Consider the following 16,576-nt stretch of genomic DNA (forward strand, 5'->3'; position numbering starts at 1 on the left):
ATGGCCGTCACCGCCAACCCCACCGCGGACTTGCCGCGCCTGGGCATCGTGCTGATGCTGACGGCGTGGCTGTTCTTTTCACTGGTGGACCTTGGGGCCAAGTGGTTGGCGTTGGCCAGCGTGCCGGCATTTCAATTGGCGTTCATGCGTTACGCGGGGCACTTCGTCATCTCGGTGGGTGTGATCGCCAAAGGCGGGATTGAGGTTGGCCGGTTCAAGACCGACCACCCATGGCAAGTCATCAGCCGGGCCTTGCTGCTGATCTCTGCGACCGTTTTCAACTTTTATGCCCTGCGGTTTCTACCTTTGACCGTCGTGTCAGCGATCATGTTCTCAAGCCCTGTCATCGTGTGTTTTCTGTCCGTTTTCGTGTTGAAAGAGAGCGTTGGCCCTTGGCGTTGGGCGGCCATCATCCTCGGCTTTCTGGGGGTTCTGGTTGTCGTCCGGCCGCTTGGCACGGCCTTTCATCCGACCATGTTGCTGATCGTCTACAACGCCACAGCGTTGGCCTTGTACTCGATGATGACGCGCAGGCTGTCCGGGGTTGTTGCCGTGGACACCATGCAGTTCTACCTCGGGCTTACCGGGACGGTGGTCCTACTGCCTTTCGCCATCTGGTTCTGGGTCCAGCCGGAAAACACCTGGAGCCTGATTGTTTTGATCGGTCTTGGCGTCTTTGGCTGGTGCGGGCATCAACTGCTGACGAACGCGCATCGTTTCGGAACGGCGAACCAGTTGATGCCATTCACCTATTCGTTCCTGATCTACGTTGCGATCTGGGGCTATCTGTTCTTTGACACGATACCGGACGCATTCACATTGGCAGGGGCCGCGCTGATCATGGTTGCAGGCCTCATAATCTGGAAAAGAGAAAAGAAATGACGCGAATTGCCTGTATCGGCGAAGCCATGATCGAATTGTCCATGCTGGAATCTGGCGCAAAGGTGGGCGTCGCTGGGGATACGCTGAACACCGCCATCTACATGCACCGCGCCGCTCCTGAATTGCAGGTGGAGTATGTAACATGTCTGGGCGACGACCCCTTCTCGGAGCGTATCGCGGGGTTCATCGCCAGTCATGGTATCGTGACATCCGGCATCCGCATCATTCCGAACGCCTCCCCGGGACTCTATGCGATCACGACATCTGCGAACGGTGAACGCAGCTTTACTTATTGGCGCAGCGAGGCAGCCGCCCGTCAGCTTTTTGGCGATCACGACTTCAGTCTACTGAACGGCTACGACGTGCTGTACTTGTCAGGGATTTCCGTGGCCATTCTTCCGCACGAGGTGAGACTTGCGCTGCTGGACTGGCTCGAAGGCTCTTCCATCCGGTTAGTCTATGACAGCAACTTTCGTCCGCGTCTTTGGGACAGCATCGAGCACGCCCGGCAGATCAACCAACGGCTTTGGCAGCGTGCAGACATTGCCCTGCCGTCCATTGACGACGAGATGGCGCTGTTCGGGGAAAGCCCGGATGAGGTGGCGGCACGCTTTTCCGATCATCATGACATCGGTGCGTTGAAACGCGGAGAGGATGGCCCCCTGTCGATCGGTCAGAACATTGAGCAGACCTATGAGCCTGCCAAAAACGTGCTGGATACCACAGCCGCGGGCGACAGTTTCAACGGTGGCTACCTCGCGGCCTTGCTGACCGGAAAATCGCAGGCCGAGGCCCTGATGGCCGGACACAATCTGGCATCCACTGTTGTTCAGGTCCGCGGCGCAATCATTCCTGGATAAGTGGCGCGAGATCCTCAGCGCCGACAAGGCGCAAAAGCGGCACTACCGGGTCTGGCTGTTTAACGGCCGAGGCGATTTCTGACGCGCAAGGATCGTTCAGCGCCCTGCCTTCGGCGGTCTCGGACATGCAATAGGAAATCCAGGCCTGCATCCCCGCGATCACCGCCTGAGAGCCGGTTATACGGAGTGTGGGAACAAACCGATACGGCAGCTTCTGACTGCCATCCATCGCGATTTGGTCCAGCCGGTGCGCCAGCTCGGGGTTTTCAAACCGGCGCAACAGGGACTCGGCATAGTCCGGGACCTGTGCTTGCAGTGCAGCGGGCAGCGTTGCGCCCGCATCTTTCATCAACTCGGAAACCAGCGGGCGCAAAACCGGGTCTCCAACCGCTTCGTGGACATAGGTCAAACCCCGCTCTAACCCGGCATAAGCCAACAGGGAATGCGCACCGTTCAACATGCGCAGCTTTCGCGTCTCGTGCGGAACCACGTCATCTACCAGTTGCACACCTGGCCAATCCGGATGCGGGCCGGCGAAACTATCTTCGATGACCCACTCCGAGAACGCCTCTGTCGGAACAGCCATAGGGTCGCCGCTGATTGCGCGAACGGCGTTCGTGGTGGCCGGGGTGATCCGGTCGACCATCGCGTTGGGAAAGCGAACAGCGTCCCAATTCACGTCCAGACCGGCTGCTTTCGCAAAATCGGCAACCGCTGTTTCAAGCGTTTTTCCGTTCTCCATACGATTGTCGCAGCTAAGCACCGTCACTGGCTTGCGCCGTTCCGCAAGGCCAAAGGCAAGAAACCCGATCAGCGTCGCAGGCCCTTGCCCCGCCAGATCGGCGGCAATCGCCGGGTCCTGAAGGTTCAGCTTGCCCGCGGCATCCAAATGATAACCTTTCTCGGTCACGGTCGCCGAGATGATCTCAGCATCCGCCATTACAGTGAAAACCGCTGCACGATCCTCGGGCGCGACCAGAACGTCCCGCAGAGTTTTGATGCGACGGACGCCCTGCCCCTGTACGCACAGATCGTATTCGAAGCCCTGTCGGGCCAATCCATCCCGAACCGAGGATGAACGCAGGCTGACGCCGACAACGTCCCATCCGCCCGCTTGATCGGTGTAATCCAGCAAATGCGCCCGGGCAAAGTTTCCGAGGCCGAAGTGAAGAATTGTACCCATTTAGCTTTGCAATCCGTAAACCTGTTTCGCCAGATCGACCGCCAGCAACCGCGCGAGATGCTCGGCACTGTCCCGCCCGAAATAGCCGCGCGCAACCTGCTCGACCAGATGAAGCGCCACACCCCGTCGCCACAGGTCGTGACGTGCCGGTATGGACAAAAAGGCCCGCGTGTCGTCATTGAATCCAGCCAGATTGTAATATCCGGCCGTTTCAACGACCTGATCGAAATACCGCGCAATCCCGGCTGGGCTGTCATGGAACCACCAAGGCGGCCCGATCCGAAGGCACGGCCAATGTCCCGCCATAGGAGCCAGTTCACGAGCATAGGAGCCTTCGTCCAGTGTGAAAAGGATGACGCGCAGATCCGCCGTGTTTCCAACCCGGTTCAAAAGCGCCTCAAGGCCCGTAACCCAATCCATCGCGATTGGAATGTCAGCCCCCTTGTCCCGTCCGAATTCCCGCATCACCGCGTGGTTGGTGTTGCGCTTGCTACCGGCATGAATCTGCATGGTCAGACCATCATCGACGGACATCTGCGCCATTTCGATCAGCATATGCCCATAGAAGCGGCGGGCGTCCTGTTCGGTACCTTCCCGCCGTCTCAGCCGTTGGAAAAGCGCATCCGCGTCGCCCAGCCACTCGGTCTGCACGCGTTCAATACCGTGGTCGGTGGCCGTACAACCCAGTTGAATGAAATGAGCTCGTCGCATTCGCAGCGCGTTGAGGTAGCCATCATAGCTGCCCAGATCGCAGCCTGTCAGCTCCGCCAACTTGTCCAGGTTCTGTACGAATTCCGGGTCCGCCCCATCTAAAACCCCGTCCGGGCGGAAAGTCGGCACTACGCGCCCGCCCCAACCGCTTGTGCGGACAATCTGATGCTCCGCGAGATCGTCGAGAGCGGAATCAGTGGTGGCCAGAACCTCGATTCCGAACCTGTCGAACAAGGCCCTCGGACGAAATTCAGGTTGCGCCAGTTTTCCCGAAATCTCGTCATAGATCAGGTCGGCCGTACACGAGGACAAATCCTCAGACACGCCAAACGTTTCATTCAGCACGTAGTTCATCCAAATCCGGGATGGCGTCCCCAAAAACAGATGCCAATGCTCGGCAAAGGTGCGAAACACGGCGCGAGGATCCTTCTTGCGGCCCTCTTCGCCAACGCCAAGTTCGGACAATGGAACGCCTTGCGAATAGAGCATACGGAACACGTAGTGGTCCGGAACCACCAGCAGCTCTGCCGGGTTGGGAAACGGCGCATCGGTTGCAAACCACCCCGGATCGCAGTGACCATGCGGAGACACGATCGGCAGGTCCTTGATACCGAGGTACAGATCTTCTGCCATCCCTTTCAAACTACCAGTCAATTCTGCCTCCGATACAGTTGCCCGCAATTGTTAACACAGTTTTTAATGGTTGCATCTTTCCCGTTCGAACCCGCAGACTGACCGTGTGATCCGGGGGAATGAATGAATATTGCGCTGATTGGTTTGGGGATGGTTTCTGGCACGCATGTCGCCGCCATTCGGGCATCGGATCAAGGCCTCAGTCTTGCCGGAGTCCTCGGGCGCAATCCCGACAAGGCAGCTGAGTTCGCGCGGCGAAACGATACCCGCGCATTCAGCTCGGTCGAGGAAATCGCAAACGACCCAAACGTCGACTTTGCGATCATCGCAACTCCGCCTGATCAGCGCACAAAGTTGGTGCGGGTTCTTTCGACCGCTTCGAAACCGATCCTGATGGAAAAGCCCATCGAAAGAACGCTGGACGCCGCGACAGCCATCGTCGATCGGTGTGAGGCGTCAGGCGTGCCGCTGGGCATCGTCTTTCAACACCGCGCCCGCGCCGCCTCGCAAGCCCTGAAATCGGCAGTTGAACAAGGTGAGCTGGGCGCGATCGCAACGGTGGAGATCCGTGTCCCCTGGTGGCGCGATCAGAGTTACTATGACGAGCCTGGTCGCGGAACTTATGCACGCGACGGAGGCGGTGTCATGATCTCGCAGGCAATCCACACGCTTGACCTTGCGATGTGGCTGCTGGGGCCGATCTCGGACATTCAGGCCGTGATGAGAAAAACTCCGTTGCACGATCTCGAAGCCGAGGATTGGGCAGGTGCTGTCTTTGAAATGAAAAACGGCGCAGTGGGCACGTTGATGGCGACCACCGCCGAGTTTCCGGGGGCTGCTGAGTCCATCACCATACAGGGCACGCGCGCCAAGGCCTATCTGGAGTCAGGTGTCCTGACCTTGACCACATTCAATGGCCGGAAATCAACGGTTGGCGAAACCGCCGCCACAGGCGGAGGGGCGGATCCCATGGCGTTCACCCATGCGTGGCATCAAGCGGTCATCGAGGATTTTGCCAAGGCCGTTGCCGGTGGAGGGCAGCCCATGGCCACCGGACACAGTGCCCTTTTGACCCACGCCGTCATCGACGCGATGCAGATCGCCAATCGAACCGGCCAGAAAACACGAGTCGCCTCATGAGTCTGACCTGCGTCGCCCTTGGCCTGGACCACCGCCATATCTATGGCATGACGGAAAACATGCGCAAAATCGGCGTGGATTGCGTTGGCTATTGGACACAGGGCGATCCGGAAACACTGGCGGGCTACGTCAAAAGGTTTCCCGATATTCCGCGGCTGGCCCGACTGGAAGACGCCCTGAACTGCGGGGCGGATCTGGCGCTGATTTCGGCTATACCGGCAGATAGGGCCGCGTTGACAGTCCGCGCCATGCAGCACGGCATGGATGTCATGAGCGACAAGCCGGGCTGTACGACGTTCGAGCAACTCGACGATATCAAGCGAACGGTCGCGGACACCAGTCGAATCTGGTCGGTGAATTTTTCCGAACGGTTTGAAACGCCCGTCAGCACCCGGGCGACCGAGTTGGTCAAGGCCGGTTCGATCGGACGCGTGATCCAGACGGTCGGTCTTGGCCCGCACCGATTGAACCGGGCAACCCGGCCGGAATGGTTTTTTCAGCGTGACCGCTACGGCGGGATTCTGACCGACATCGCCTCGCATCAGATTGATCAGTTCCTGCACTACACAGGTTCAGAAACCGCGGAGATCACGAACGCTTATGTGGCGAACTACGCAAACCCGAACGATCCTGGATTGCAGGATTTTGGCGAGGTCAATCTGTGCAGCGAGAATGGTACCGGGTACATCCGGGTTGACTGGCTCACGCCGGATGCGCTGCCAAACTGGGGGGATGGTCGTCTGACGATCCTGGGCACCGAAGGATATATCGAGTTGCGGAAATACGTCGATGTAGGCGGGGCCTCTGGTACAGACCATCTGATCCTCGTCAACGGCGAAACCTGCCAAAAGATCGACGCAACCGACGCCGGCCTTCCCTACTTCGCGCGCCTCGTCGACGACATCCGCAACCGGACCGAAACCGCAATGACGCAGACTCACTGCTTTACGGTCATGGAACTGGCGCTGCGCGCGCAGGAATTGGCGGAACGCAGATGATCAACGTTGCGATCCTTGGCGCAGGTATCGGTGAGCAGCATCTGAACGCGCTGGAACGGCTTGGTCGCACCTTCCAGGTAGCCGCCGTTGTCGACCAGAATACGGATCGGATCGAACAGATCCGACAGAACTCGGATTTTCGAGCACTGAGCAACATTCAGGACGCGCTGGATGATCCGACGATAGATGTCATCGACATCTGTCTCCCGCCCCATCTGCATGTACCGACCACCCTTGCGGCACTGGCCGCAGGAAAACACGTCGTCTGCGAGAAACCTCTTGCGACCTCGATGCAGGATGTGGATCGGATCACGGCAGCCGCACGCAGCGCGGGCAGGCAGGTGTTTCCGGTCTTTCAATACCGGTGGGGCTCGTCACTGGCACAATTGCGCCATCTGCAGCGCGCAGGCCTGACCGGAGCCGTTCAAACCGCCGCGCTGGAAACCCATTGGTCCCGAGGGGCAGACTACTATGCGGTGCCCTGGAGGGGAACATGGGCCGGTGAACGCGGCGGCGCAGTGCTGGGCCATGCGATCCACAACCATGATCTGCTGACTCATATCGCGGGTGATATCGCCTGGGTGTCTGCGATGGTCACAACGCGGGTCAACCCGATCGAGACCGAAGACTGCGCCGCAATCTGCTTTGGCATGACTTCCGGAGCATTGTGCACAAGCAGCATCTCCCTGGGCGCCGCCACCGACGAAACCCGCCTGCGGTTCGTCTTTGAAAAACTGACCGCGACTTCTGGCACGGAACCCTATGCTCCGGGTCAATCGCCTTGGACTTTCGTCGCGCGGGACTCGGTGGATCAGGTCGCCGTCGACAACGCTCTTGCAGTCGCCGAGGTCGAGCCAACGGGGTTCGAAGGGTTCTTTACCGAAGTAGGCAAGGCTCTGAGGTTCGAGGCAAACTCGGCCGTTACGCTGCAGGACGGTGCTGCATCCATCGGGCTCGTGACGGCGGTTTACCACGCGGCTCGTAACGGGCAGCGCGTTGCCCTTCCTATCAGGCCCGATCACCCGCTGTATGAAGGATGGCTGCCATGAAACAATGCTGGCGTTGGTTCGGCCCCGATGATCCGATCGTCCTGGCCGATCTCCATCAAATCGGTGTTCAGGGCATTGTAACTGCACTGCATCACATCCCGCCGGGAGAACCATGGGACGAACCGAGCATCGCCGATCGGCAGGCGTTGCTGGCCGCTGCCGGGTACAGTTGGGACGTTGTCGAAAGCCTGCCCGTCTCCGAGGCGATCAAGACGCAGTCCGCTGACATGGCAGAACATCTGCAGGCGTATAAGTCCAGCCTCAGGGCCCTGTCCGCCCGTGGCATCAAAGTTGTTTGCTACAACTTCATGCCAATCCTGGATTGGACGCGTACCGCCCTTCGCGCCCCGCAGCCGCACGGGGGAACGGCCATGCTGTTCGACCTGACGGATTTTGCAGTTTTCGACATACATATTCTCAAGCGGCCGGGCGCGTCCGAAGACTATTCCAGCGCCGTCCAGCAATCCGCCACGAACCGTTTTTTGGGCATGCCTGATCATTCCAGGACCCAATTGAAGCACAATGTCACTGCGGGGCTGCCGGGCGCAAACGATCAGTGGAGCGTGCAGGACGTGCGCGCTCTATTGCAGACCTATGCTCGAATAGACCGTGACCGGCTTCGCGCAAACCTGATCGATTTCCTGTCCGAGGTCGCTCCAGTGGCTGAAGAGCAGGGGCTGCGCTTGTGCTGCCATCCGGATGATCCGCCGTTTTCGTTGCTCGGTCTTCCGCGGATCATGTCCAGCACCGATGACTACGGCGCCGTTCTGGATGCCGTTGATTTGTCGGCGAACGGCGCAACGCTGTGTACCGGGTCGTTGGGAGTGTCCCCCGAATTCGATGGACCGGACTTCGTGCGCAGGCATGGCGACCGGATTCACTTTGTCCATTTGCGAAACACCCGACGCATCGCGGGGTCAGACAGCCAGAAGCCGGACTTCTTTGAGGCCCCGCATCTGGAGGGCGACACCGACATGGTCAGCACCATTCGCGAATTGATGAACGAACAGCGCCACCGCAAATCCCATGGGCGTGGCGACTGGCAAATTCCGATGCGGCCCGACCACGGACAAGAACTGCTGAGCGATCTGGGTGGACACAGCACTCCCGGCTATCCGCTGATCGGACGAATGCGCGGGCTGGCGGAACTGCGCGGCATCATGGCGGCGTTCTCGTAACGCGTCGGGTCAGGCAGTTTCTTTCCGCCGCAACACTTCTTTGCTTGCCTGAACGCCGCATTCTTCGTTTACTTACGGCACGTAAACGGGCAGCGGGGTGTCTTCCGGACTCGCCCGACGTCTGTTCAAGACGCGTGAAACTCCCGCGAAAACCGATGCGATTGGGCATCATTTTTCGAAACGTCTGCCACATGGCAATGGCGGAAGAACGGGAGAGGTTCAAATGAAAACCGCAGGCGTAATCGGTCTTGGCGACATGGGCAGCGGCCTGGCTAAAAACCTAATCAAGAACGGCTTTGAAACATCCGGTTTCGACCTGAGTGAGACACGCTTGACGGCATTTGCCGACATGGGCGGCCTGCCCAAGGACAGCGTGGGACAGGTCGGCCGTCACGCCGCCAGTGTGTTTGTCATGGTTATGAACGGAGATCAGGCCCGCAATGTCATTCTGGGTGAAAACGGCCTGGTTGCGAACATGACCAAAGGCGGAACGGTCATCCTGTCGGCGACCGTTTCCCCGGCCGAAGCAGGCGCTATCGGGCAAGACATGGAGGGCTCGGGCATCCACCTGATCGACACGCCGGTCTCGGGTGGGTTTCCCGGCGCGCAGAACGGCACACTGACGATGATGGCTGCCGGTCCTGAGGATGTGCTGGACCGAAATGCCGAAGTCATGCAGGCAGTGTCGGCAACCATTCATCGGGTCGGAGAAAACGCCGGCGACGGGCAAACCGTGAAAGCCTGCCTGCAATCCCTTATCGGATCGATCTTTTCCGCCACATTCGAGGCTGCGGCCCTGGCGGCCAAAGCCGGTGTCAGCGGTCAGGCATTGCTTGATGTTTTCTCCTCATCCAGCGCGGGGTGCGGCGTCGTGAATACCGCCCTTGAAAACATCATTGATCGCAAGTTCGAGGCTACCGGTAGTCATATCGCAACCATGCATAAGGACCTGACGATCTCTCTGGCACTAGCCGGTGCGTTGGGCGTTCCCATGCACACAGCGTCATCCGCAATGCAGATCTTTCACGCAGGAAAAACCAAATACCCGAAAGGCGACAACTGGGTGTGTACTCGCGTCATCGAAGAGATCGTTGGCGCAGAATTGCATCGCTGAGGGGGAGCGAACATGAAACTAGGTGTGATTTGCGACGGCATTTCCCGCGATCTGCGGCATGCCGTGGACGTGATGGACGAGTTCGGCTTGGACTATGCAGAGCTTCAGTTCGTTGGTGATACGGAGGTCGGGGATCATTCCCCGCAGGAAATTGCCGAGATCGATGCGCTCTTGCGCGACCGGGGCAAGCCTGTGTCATGTTTGTCGCGCCATATCTTTGCAGGGATGACAGCTGCCAACAGGCCAGGCGACGATCTGCACACTCGGCACATGGACGCCTTGAAACGCGTGATCGACATGGCGCATATCGTGGGGTCTTCGCTGGTTCGGATCATGACCCAACGAAAAGAGCAGATACTCTGGGGAAAGAACGGCGCCGAGAAGTGGAACGTAGCGCATGGGGTATGGAACTCGATGCCCCCGCTGATCGCGCCTGCGGTTGAACTGGCAAGAACTGAGGGGGTGAAGCTTGTCGTGGAAACCGGAAACGGCACACTGGTCAATTCCAACTATACGGCCCGCAAGCTGATTGACGAGTTGGACGCAAAAGACGCGTTGAAAGTGCTGTGGGACCCTGGAAACAACTGCTGGTGTCATGAACTGGCATACCCGGATGGCTATGAAGAACTGCGCGGCGGCTACGTGGGTCACATTCACATCAAGGACGTGAAGGTCGACACGCCGCGGGCAACGCTGGAAGTTTGCCGCATGGGTGAAGGCCAGCTTGCGCCTCTGTTTCAACCCATCGCCGACGCGCTCAGATCCGACGGCTATGATGGCGTCATTTCCTTCGAGAGTGTTTATCACCCCGGCAACGGAAACTTCGAAGACGGTTTTCGTCTGTGTGTGGACAGGTTTAAAAGCCTGTTTGCATGAACAGCGAAGCAATCTGCGTTACAAATTCGATGGATGCACCGTAAAGCTGAACGCCAAATGGGGTGTAGGAGACTGGGCGCGTTCGCGCGGGATCAGGAAAAGGGCCTGCTGGATGAAACAAGAGTTTTTTGACCTGTCAATTGAAACGCCCGGCAAATCCCTCACCGACATCAGCGGGATCGTTCAGCGTGCGGTGTCTGAACATGGATTTGGCTCGGGCCTGCTGACCCTTTGGTGCGTCCACACGGGTGCTGCGCTGTTGGTGCAGGCCAATGCCGATCCCGAGGTACTCAAGGATATCGAGACGTTCTTCGAGGAACTCATACCCAAGTCACCAGGCAAGTATCACCACCGCCCGACCGAGGACGACAACGCTCCGTCGCATCTGCGGGCGCTGTTGACGCAAACTCAAGTATCGATCCCGGTCGAACAGGGGCAGCTTCCGTTGGGTCGCGTACAAAGCCTGTACCTGTTTGAACATCGCGAGACGCCCAAAACACGCCGATTGAAGGTGCACTACATCGGGACTTGACGCTTTGGGTCACATGGTGCGTTGCCGGTGCTACCGACCCATCCACCCCCCGTCGACGACAAGGATTTCTCCGTTGACGAAGTCCGACGCGGCAGAGGCAAGAAAGACCACCGGTCCGGCAAAATCATCAGGCGTACCCCAACGACCCTGTGGTGTTCGTTCCAGGATCGACTTAGACCGGACCGGATCGTCCTGCAGGGCCTGGGTATTGTCGGTCGCGATGTAGCCGGGGGCGATCGCATTCACGTTCACGCCCTGCCCGGCCCATTCGTTGGCCAATGCCTTGGTCAGCTGTCCAATCCCACCTTTCGAGGCCGAATAGCCTGGCACAGTGATCCCTCCCTGAAATGTCAGCAACGAGGCAGTGAAGATGATCTTTCCCGAACCCCGAACCAGCATGTCCTTGCCGATCTCGCGAGACAGAACGAACTGCGAGGACAGGTTCACCTCGATCACCTCGTCCCACCAGTCGTCCGGGTGCTCGGCGGCAGGTTTGCGTTTGATTGTACCGGCGTTGTTGACAAGGATATCAGGGGCTTGTCCGTCGGCCCCCAACTGATCAATGAACCCATGCAGCGCGGCCCGATCCGAGAAGTCGCATTGGTAAGCCCGGAAATTGCGCCCCATCGCCGTGACTACTTTTTCGACATCCGACCCGGACAGCTCGAGCGAGGCGGACACGCCGATGATATCGGCTCCGGCCGATGCCAGTGCCTCGGCCATGCCGCGCCCGATGCCGCGTTTGCACCCGGTCACAAGGGCGGTCTTTCCCGTCAGGTCGAAACTTTTCAAAACACTCATGAACGCGGTCCTACTTCGATCAGGCTTTTCATTGCGGTTGGGCTGCTATCCAGTGCTTCGAACGCGGCCTGAATGTCTGACAGAGGGTTGACGTCGGTAATCACAACATCCGCGTCCACTCCGCCCGAGGCAACAACTGCGATGGCTTTTTCATAATCCTCTGGCTCATAGACCCGAGCACCGATCAACTGCAGCTCTCGCCAGAAGAACTGGAACAGGTCGATCTGGGGCTTTTGAGCATGGATCGCGACCATTACGATCCGGGCCCGCGTCGCGGCAACCGCGGTCATCGCATCAACACCGGGCTGCGTTCCCGACACCTCGAAAACCACATCTGCACCCTTGTCGCCCGTGCGTGCGTTAATCGTGGCCACCAGATCGGATTCGGTCGGGTTAATCGTGTCAAAGCCAAGTTTTTCGGCTATCGCCAGACGGTTCGGATTCACCTCGGAAATCACAACATTTCCACCTGCATCCCGCGCGACCATGGCAACCAGGATACCGATCGGGCCGCCGCCGATAACGACAACGTCCTCAGCAGGTTGCAGGCCAGACAGGCGCACATCGTGGCAAGCAACGGCGATTGGCTCGATCAATGCTGCGTGATCCATGCGCAAGTCGTCCGGCAGAACGTGCAATGTGTGGGCCGGAACGGTCCATATCTCTTGCATGGCGCCATCGGTATCCAGGCCGAGAAACTTGAGATTTTGGCAGATATGCTGATGCCCCCGCTTGCAGGCCGGGCATTCGCCACAATGATCAAGCGGCCGGACAACGACCTTCTGGCCGGGTTGAACCGTATGCACCCCCTCGCCCACTGCTTCGACGACACCAGACATCTCGTGCCCGATCACCCGGTTCAGGCCGACACGGGCATCCATGTTGCCGTGGTAGACGTGCATATCCGTCCCGCAAATCCCACAATAGGCAACGCGAACCGCAGCCTCGCCGGGGCCCGGAGCCGTCGCTTGGGCTTGCTCTACTGCAAAGCTCTTGTTGCCCCTGTAGTATGCCGCAGAGATCGTCTGGGTCGTCATGAATGCATCTCCCTGTGTTCCGCGTTCAATTTGTCCCAGTCGAATTCTACTCCGGTTCCCGGAGTATCCGGGGCTACTGCCAGACAGTCTTCCACAACCAGCGGACGGGTCGTGTACTGGTCTATTGGGAATGAGTGTACTTCTAGCCACCCTGCTTTGGGTTGCGCAGAAACAAGGCTGACATGCAGCTCCTGCATCCCATGACTGCAAACCGGAATACCGTGCTGTGCGCTTAGCGCGGCCACGCGCAGCCAGCCGGTGATCCCGCCGCAGTTTGAGGCATCGGGCTGGATGAAACTCAGCTTCGCGTCATCGAAAGCGTATTCGAACTCGTGTATGGTGTGCAGGTTTTCACCCATGGCAAGAGGAACGCTTGTCGCTTCGGCAATTCGGCCATAGCCTTTGTAGTCATCTGGAATAGTCGGTTCCTCAAACCACAAGATATCGCAGTCGGCGAACCCTCGGGCCGCCACGATTGCCTGTTCGACGGTCATCGAATAATTCGCGTCAACCATGAAGAACCGGTCCGGTCCCAACATCTCGCGCACCGCCCGGGCACGCGCAAGATCGTCGGCCAGATCCGGTTGCCCGACCTTGATCTTGACTGCGTTGAACCCACGCGCAAGGTAACCTTCGGTCTGGCGCAGCAGTTTCTTCAACGAGAAATTCAGGTCGATCCCGCCAGCGTAGGCCTTGCATCGTTTGGACGCTCCGCCGGCCATCTGCCACAATGGTGCATTCTGCGTTCTGCCGCGAATATCCCACAGGGCAATATCCACGGCTGAGATGGCAAACGAGGCGATCCCGCCCCGTGCGACGTAGTGCACGTGCCACTGCATGGCATCGTACAGGTTTTCGATCTGTTCGGCGTCTTTTCCTACAAGGAACGGCGCCAGGTCATGCTGGATCATCGCCAGGATGGCATGACCTCCCTTGCCCCCCGTATAGGTATACCCGACCCCCTCGATCCCATCCGTCGTTTGAATGGTGACGGTGATCAATTGAAAGAACGTGTGATCCCCATGTTTGGCATCGACCAGGACTTCGGCGAGCGGGACGTTGAACAGCCGCGCTGAAACACTCTCTATGCGATTCACGAACCTAAGACCTTCTGCTGCCTAACAATAACCCGAGACTGTAAAAGGATGACCGCAAAAAGAAAGACTCCACGTATGACCATCTGCCAATAGGCACTGAAACTGATGGTGCCCCGACCGTTTTCAAAGTTCAGACACGCTTGCATCACAGGCAACGCGCCGCATAATCACCACGACGGATGAGCCAAACTCTCTCATAGCTTAACACGCAATTGGTTCCAAAAATTCTGACGACGGAAAGGGCCATTTCGGCCATTCATTCACCTATCGCAAGAATACGCATTTTTCGGTTTCCTGTACTTCGAAGTTTGAGAAACGGTAGCGTTCGACAATAATGTAACCTGTTCTGCCGTGGTCACGAGAACAGCATCCCACCATTGATATCGACATTGGTTCCGGTCAGATAAGCCGCGTCCTTGCTTGCTAGAAACGCCACTAGGTTCGCAACATCCTGAGACCGGCCTTGCCGCTTGAGCGGCGCGGCTGCTTCTAGCCCGCGACGGCCTGCATCGGGAGTATGGATGTTATGGAAATCCGTGTCGATCATACCTGGGCAGATTGCATTGACACGAATGTCCGGGCCCAGTTCTTTTGCGAGACTGCGGGTAAATGTCATCACAGCACCTTTTGATGTTGCATAAGCCGACGCACCCGGGCCACCACCGTCGCGACCCGCCTGACTGGCGATGTTTACAATCGCCCCGGATTTCATATGCAGCAGCGCCGCTTTGACCATAAGAAACGTGCTGGTCAGGTTGAGATCCATGACAGCCTGCCAATGTTCAAGCGACATCTCGGTGATTTTCTTGCGCGCGATCAAACCTCCGGCATTATTCACCAGAATGTTCAGGCTGCCATAGGTATCGACCGTCTTGGCGATCAACGCATCGACCTCTTCGGGTTTGTTCAGGTCGCCTTGCATTGCAAACGCCTGTCCACCGATCTTTTTGATCTCGGTTACGGTTTCCTCGGCGCCGGCATTACTGGCGAAGTAGTTCACCGCGACATTTGCCCCTTCGGAGGCAAGTTTGACAGCGCAGGCGCGCCCGATATCGCGGCCGCCACCCGTGACAATTGCGGTCTTTCCCTGAAGTCTCATGGTTGTTCTTCCCCGTTCAATTGGTGCTGCTATGCGTGACTGATTGATCTGACGCTAAAGCTTGGCAAAATAGTCGAAGATTTCCGGCACGTTGCCGTCGCCCATGCCTGCGTCCGCGGCGGCCTGAAGGTTGTTCGCGGTTCCTTCAGCGATCTCGGCACGAGTGCCCACGTCCTCGGCCAGCTTCAGGAAGTAACCAAGATCCTTGTTGGCGTTGTTAATCGAAAACCCCAAATCGCTGACTCCATCCACCGCGTAGTTCTTACAAAACTGCATAAAGGGGGAATTGGACGGTCCAGCTGACATGATGTCAAAAAGCTGCTGTTTGTTAACCCCTGAGCGTTCAGCCACAGCAAAGGCTTGGCTCATGGTGCAAGCCGTCGTCATACCCATAAAGTTGTTGATGAGCTTGGTCACGTGGCCCGCACCCAGTTCGCCGAGGTGAAAGACATTTTCCCCCAGTACATCCAGGACAGGCTTCACCTTCTCAAAGTTGGCCATATCCCCCGCTGCCATGATATTCAGCAAACCATCCTTGGCATGCATGGGCGTGCGTCCGAGCGGAGCGTCAACCATACCGGCACCTTTGGCGGCCAAATCAGCGCCAATTTTTCGTGTGGACGCTGGGATGGAAGTCCCAAAGTCAATGACCACAGCACCTTTCTTTATGCCTGCCAGGATGCCGTCATCGCCATAGATCAGGCTTTCGACGACTTCCGATGTTGTTACACAAAGCATCACGATGTCGCTGTTCGCAGCAAGCTCTCGTGGGGTCGCAACCTCCACAGCGCCGCGGTTGACTGTGGCGGCCACCGCTTCCCTGTTGCGGCCCATGACAACCAAATCGAAACCGTTGTTTTGCAGGCACTCTGCCATGTTGCCGCCCATAAGACCGAGGCCGATGAAACCGATGACGGGTTTTGTCATATCTGACTCCTTAAACTCTTTCTAATTAGGCTTCGCAGAGCGCCGTGACCCCTGCCTGTGCAACTTTGAGATCCTGAGCTGGTGAGCCCGAGCTGACACCAATCCCGCCAACCACCTGTCCGTCGACCGTCACGGGAAGGCCACCTGCAACGGTCACCATTCGTCCGCCGAGCGTTGAGGATATTCCGTGTGCGGCCATGCCAGGCTGATTTGCTTCACCAAGAGCATCGGTTCCTTTTTGGATACCGGTTGCAGTGAAACTCTTGTCGATGGCCAAAATGATGCTGGTAATCTTGCCACCATCCATCCGTTCAAACGCGATGAGGTTGCCGCTTTCATCTGTGACGGCAATACACATCGGCACGCCGATTTCCTGCGCTTTGGCTCGCGCTCCTGCGATCAACTTGCCCGCGTCATCGATGTCCAGGCGTCTTATTGTCAGCATCGCCACATTCTCCT

The 16,576-nt window shown here is 58.1% G+C and carries 17 protein-coding genes; 9 read left to right on the forward strand and 8 right to left on the reverse strand.

Features of this window, described 5'->3' with window-relative positions; all coding sequences use genetic code 11:
• Both AC2FJB_RS04885 and AC2FJB_RS04890 read left to right on the forward strand, forming a co-directional pair.
• Nucleotides 1–882: a DMT family transporter gene (locus AC2FJB_RS04885; protein WP_496717391.1), complete on the forward strand. Its 882-nt coding sequence runs from the start codon at nucleotides 1–3 to the stop codon at nucleotides 880–882.
• Nucleotides 879–1,742: a sugar kinase gene (locus tag AC2FJB_RS04890; RefSeq protein WP_496717389.1), complete on the forward strand. Its 864-nt coding sequence runs from the start codon at nucleotides 879–881 to the stop codon at nucleotides 1,740–1,742. Before AC2FJB_RS04885 ends, AC2FJB_RS04890 begins: the two co-directional genes overlap by 4 nt.
• On the opposite strand, the gene AC2FJB_RS04895 is transcribed toward AC2FJB_RS04890, so the two are convergent.
• Together AC2FJB_RS04895 and uxaC are read right to left on the reverse strand one after the other, a co-directional pair.
• On the reverse strand, nucleotides 1,729–2,925 hold the full coding sequence (locus AC2FJB_RS04895; RefSeq protein WP_496717388.1) for a mannitol dehydrogenase family protein: 1,197 nt from the start codon (nucleotides 2,923–2,925) through the stop codon (nucleotides 1,729–1,731). The genes AC2FJB_RS04890 and AC2FJB_RS04895 overlap by 14 nt on opposite strands.
• Nucleotides 2,926–4,290, reverse strand: coding sequence for a glucuronate isomerase (gene uxaC / locus AC2FJB_RS04900; protein WP_496717387.1), 1,365 nt, complete (start codon nucleotides 4,288–4,290; stop codon nucleotides 2,926–2,928). It abuts the gene before it with no gap.
• A gap of 102 nt (nucleotides 4,291–4,392) precedes the next feature.
• Between uxaC and AC2FJB_RS04905 the strand changes: the two genes are divergently transcribed.
• The 7 genes from AC2FJB_RS04905 (at nucleotide 4,393) to AC2FJB_RS04935 (ending at nucleotide 11,156) form a co-directional block, all read left to right on the forward strand.
• The gene (locus tag AC2FJB_RS04905; RefSeq protein WP_496717386.1) at nucleotides 4,393–5,409 is read left to right on the forward strand and encodes a Gfo/Idh/MocA family protein; all 1,017 of its coding nucleotides are present in this window, start codon (nucleotides 4,393–4,395) and stop codon (nucleotides 5,407–5,409) included.
• Nucleotides 5,406–6,407, forward strand: coding sequence for a Gfo/Idh/MocA family protein (locus AC2FJB_RS04910; RefSeq protein ID WP_496717385.1), 1,002 nt, complete (start codon nucleotides 5,406–5,408; stop codon nucleotides 6,405–6,407). The genes AC2FJB_RS04905 and AC2FJB_RS04910 overlap by 4 nt, the downstream gene beginning before the upstream one ends.
• A complete protein-coding gene (locus tag AC2FJB_RS04915) occupies nucleotides 6,404–7,456 on the forward strand; it encodes a Gfo/Idh/MocA family protein (RefSeq protein WP_496717383.1) in 1,053 nt (350 codons plus the stop codon). Before AC2FJB_RS04910 ends, AC2FJB_RS04915 begins: the two co-directional genes overlap by 4 nt.
• A complete protein-coding gene (uxuA, locus tag AC2FJB_RS04920) occupies nucleotides 7,453–8,634 on the forward strand; it encodes a mannonate dehydratase (RefSeq protein ID WP_496717381.1) in 1,182 nt (393 codons plus the stop codon). The genes AC2FJB_RS04915 and uxuA overlap by 4 nt, the downstream gene beginning before the upstream one ends.
• A gap of 223 nt (nucleotides 8,635–8,857) precedes the next feature.
• On the forward strand, nucleotides 8,858–9,748 hold the full coding sequence (locus AC2FJB_RS04925; RefSeq protein WP_496717380.1) for an NAD(P)-dependent oxidoreductase: 891 nt from the start codon (nucleotides 8,858–8,860) through the stop codon (nucleotides 9,746–9,748).
• Nucleotides 9,749–9,760: 12 nt separating this feature from the next.
• Nucleotides 9,761–10,624 carry a sugar phosphate isomerase/epimerase family protein gene (locus tag AC2FJB_RS04930; RefSeq protein ID WP_496681891.1) on the forward strand — a complete coding sequence of 288 codons (864 nt, stop codon included), beginning with the start codon at nucleotides 9,761–9,763 and terminating at the stop codon, nucleotides 10,622–10,624.
• 112 nt (nucleotides 10,625–10,736) lie between these two features.
• Nucleotides 10,737–11,156, forward strand: coding sequence for a secondary thiamine-phosphate synthase enzyme YjbQ (locus AC2FJB_RS04935; RefSeq protein WP_299896510.1), 420 nt, complete (start codon nucleotides 10,737–10,739; stop codon nucleotides 11,154–11,156).
• A gap of 30 nt (nucleotides 11,157–11,186) precedes the next feature.
• Here the strand turns inward: AC2FJB_RS04935 and AC2FJB_RS04940 are convergent, their stop codons facing one another.
• The 6 genes from AC2FJB_RS04940 to AC2FJB_RS04965 all read right to left on the reverse strand — a co-directional run bounded on the left by AC2FJB_RS04940 (nucleotide 11,187) and on the right by AC2FJB_RS04965 (nucleotide 16,562).
• Nucleotides 11,187–11,957 carry an SDR family oxidoreductase gene (locus tag AC2FJB_RS04940; RefSeq protein ID WP_496717379.1) on the reverse strand — a complete coding sequence of 257 codons (771 nt, stop codon included), beginning with the start codon at nucleotides 11,955–11,957 and terminating at the stop codon, nucleotides 11,187–11,189.
• A complete protein-coding gene (locus AC2FJB_RS04945) occupies nucleotides 11,954–12,994 on the reverse strand; it encodes a zinc-dependent alcohol dehydrogenase (RefSeq protein ID WP_117869177.1) in 1,041 nt (346 codons plus the stop codon). Before AC2FJB_RS04945 ends, AC2FJB_RS04940 begins: the two co-directional genes overlap by 4 nt.
• Nucleotides 12,991–14,091: a mandelate racemase/muconate lactonizing enzyme family protein gene (locus AC2FJB_RS04950; RefSeq protein ID WP_496717378.1), complete on the reverse strand. Its 1,101-nt coding sequence runs from the start codon at nucleotides 14,089–14,091 to the stop codon at nucleotides 12,991–12,993. The genes AC2FJB_RS04945 and AC2FJB_RS04950 overlap by 4 nt, the downstream gene beginning before the upstream one ends.
• Before the next feature lie 355 nt (nucleotides 14,092–14,446).
• Nucleotides 14,447–15,190, reverse strand: coding sequence for an SDR family NAD(P)-dependent oxidoreductase (locus AC2FJB_RS04955; RefSeq protein ID WP_299896498.1), 744 nt, complete (start codon nucleotides 15,188–15,190; stop codon nucleotides 14,447–14,449).
• A gap of 54 nt (nucleotides 15,191–15,244) precedes the next feature.
• The gene (locus AC2FJB_RS04960; protein WP_496671917.1) at nucleotides 15,245–16,117 is read right to left on the reverse strand and encodes an NAD(P)-dependent oxidoreductase; all 873 of its coding nucleotides are present in this window, start codon (nucleotides 16,115–16,117) and stop codon (nucleotides 15,245–15,247) included.
• Nucleotides 16,118–16,142: 25 nt separating this feature from the next.
• Nucleotides 16,143–16,562 carry a GlcG/HbpS family heme-binding protein gene (locus AC2FJB_RS04965; RefSeq protein ID WP_058272448.1) on the reverse strand — a complete coding sequence of 140 codons (420 nt, stop codon included), beginning with the start codon at nucleotides 16,560–16,562 and terminating at the stop codon, nucleotides 16,143–16,145.
• Nucleotides 16,563–16,576: the final 14 nt, after the last annotated feature.

Source organism: Ruegeria sp. CDSC085 (genome assembly GCF_059610465.1).